Source organism: Streptomyces nanshensis (assembly GCF_001751255.1).
Taxonomy (GTDB): domain Bacteria; phylum Actinomycetota; class Actinomycetes; order Streptomycetales; family Streptomycetaceae; genus Streptomyces; species Streptomyces nanshensis_A.
Genome location: NZ_LJGW01000591.1, coordinates 1 through 2,377, shown reverse-complemented (window position 1 = coordinate 2,377; position 2,377 = coordinate 1). Strand labels below are relative to the sequence as shown.

Annotated in this window: 2 pseudogenes; one reads left to right on the top strand and one right to left on the bottom strand. The window is 75.9% G+C overall.

The annotated features are described in order from the left end of the window. A pseudogene (locus AN218_RS29990) lies at window positions 1-1,388 on the bottom strand (hypothetical protein); the annotation flags it as partial. Window positions 1,389-1,485: 97 nt separating this feature from the next. Here AN218_RS29990 and AN218_RS38595 point away from each other — a divergent pair. Next, window positions 1,486-2,377 (top strand): annotated as a pseudogene (locus AN218_RS38595) (hypothetical protein); the annotation flags it as partial.

Sequence of the window (2,377 nt, the reverse complement as noted above, 5' to 3'; positions counted from 1 at the left end):
AGCGGGCGCTCCCAGCGCAGCCGCGCCAGTACGGACTGCTGTGCCGGAGCCGCGCCCGGGGCCAGTCCGGCCAGCAACTCCAGGGTGCGGCGGCGCACGTCGGCGGTCAGACCCCGGTCGAGGCCCTGGCCGAGCGCGGCCAGACCGCGGCCCTTCGCGTCGCGGGTGCCGACCAGGCCGGGCACGCGGGTGCCGGTGAGCCAGCGCAGAACGACGTGCGACCAGCGTTCGTGTGCGGGCAGCCGCAGCCACTCGTCGTACGCGGGTGTCGGGGCGTAGCACTCGTCCGGTTCGTTGTCGGAGGCCAACAGGCCCGCCGCGTAGGCGAGTTCGATCCAGAAGACGGCCGTCGGCTCGGGCAGGTCCAGCGCGGTGGCGGTGCGCTTGAGGTCCCGTACGCCGAGACCGCCCGCGCGGAGCACCGACGGCGGCTCGGTCTCCCACGAGGAGAGCAGATCCTCCAGGGTGCCGAGGGCGGCGAGCGCCTGGCCCGCGGCGGTCTCGTCGGCGGTCTCGGGCGGATACTCGCGCCGGACCACGGGCGCGGGCGGCAGCGGCTCGACCTCGCGGTGCGCGCGGCCCGCCCGCAGATGCAGGGCCACCTCGCGCGGAAGCACGACGGTGCGCGGCGCCGTACGCACCAGCAGCCCGCGGTCGAGCAGCCAAGTCACGGGCGCCGAGGGGGAGTCGGTCTGCACCGAGCCGTACGGAGGGCCCCAGCGCAGCTTCTCCAGCATCGCCAGCGACTCCACCGGGGCGCCCTCCAGCAGCGCTTCCGTACGGGCGCGGTCCGCGAAGAGCGCGACGAGTCCGGCCAGGGCGCTCACCGGGTCGTGCGTGGCGGGCAGTCCCACGGTGGCGAGGATGTCCTGCAGCCGGCCCGGCGACATCCCGGCCGTCGCCTCCGCGAGCGTCGGGCCGAGGCCGGTCGGCGACGGTGACGAGGGCGTGGGCGAGAGCAACTCCCGTACGGTGCGCACCAGATGGAGCCGGTCCTCGCCGCCCCACAGCAGCGCCTGCTCGCGCAGCGTGCGCAGGGCGCGCGGCAGTTCGGCGGCGACGGCCTCCGCGGTCTCCGGGTCGACGGCGCCGGGGTCGCCCGTCAGCAGCGCTTCGAGGACCCCGTACGTACACGGGTCCGGTGCGACGGCGATGGCCTCGGCGGTCTGGAGCGCGAACCGGTCCAGCCGCTCCACGGCCCGTACGACGGAGGCACGGGTGCCCGCACGGGTGGCGAGCTGGGTGAGGTCGTTGGGGACGGGCGAGAGCAGGTCCGGGCGGGTGCGCAGCAGCCCGGCGAGCGCCGCGTCGTCGCGCGTGCGCAGATCGTCGGCGAGCGTGCGGGGTGCGGCGGCGCCGTGGCTGCGGCCGCTGTGCTCGGTGCTCATCCAACCCACGTTAGCGCGGGCGGCGCAGGGTACCGTCGGGGTCGAGCCTGGAGAACGGCAGGGCAGGCGCCAAGGGCAAGCAGTCGTTGGGGAATTGGTGGGGATCGAGAGCGACAAGCTCGTATTCGATTATCTGAGCCGGATCGGCGACCTGGCCCACAGCACGCCGATGACGGCGGCCGAGCGTGCGCGCCTGGTCAACGGGCTGCGCGGCGAGATCGACCGGATGCGGGCCGAGCAGGGCGGAGCCGACAGCAAGGCCGCCGTGAAGCGGATCCTCGGCCGGCTGGGACGTCCCGAGGACATCGTCGCGGCGCGGGGCGGTGGCGGCGCGAGCGCGGACGGCGGGTCGTACGGAAGCGGGTCGTACGCAAGCGGGGAGGGCGGCTCCGGCGGCCCGGCGTCCTCCGGCGGCTCGAACGGCCCGCGCGGCGCGGGCAGTTGGGGCGGTACGGGTCTCTCCGGCGGCACGGACGGTACGGATACGGGCAGCGGACGGAAGATCTCGCTCCGCAAGAGCGGCTGGGCCGGCAAGGTCGGCAAGCTCACCAAGGGCGGCAAGGACCCGGACGAGCCTGCGGCACCGCCGCCGCCCACCGCCTCGTACGGCGCCTCCGCGCCCCATCTCGCGGGCCTGGACGAGCTGGGCCCCGGGGAGACCGACCCGGACTGGTGGCGCGTCGACGCCTCTCCGTTCGGGGAGGGCGGCGGCCAGCCCTTCGGCCCGGTGCCCGGCTTCGTCGGCGGCATCGAGGTGCCCGAGCTGCTCAAGCCGCCGCCCGGCGCGCAGGACGAGGACGGCAAGGACCTCGCGAGCGGTACGGGCAAGGAGGCTGTGAGCGGCCGGATCCCCGTACCGGCGGCACGCAAGCCCCTCGAACCGAAGGCCGCCGGACCCGACGACGAGGCGGCGGCCGGTGCCGGAACCGGTCCGGCGGCGGCCGGTCTGCGCCGTCTGCTGCCCACGCGCCGGCGCCTCACGGCGGGAG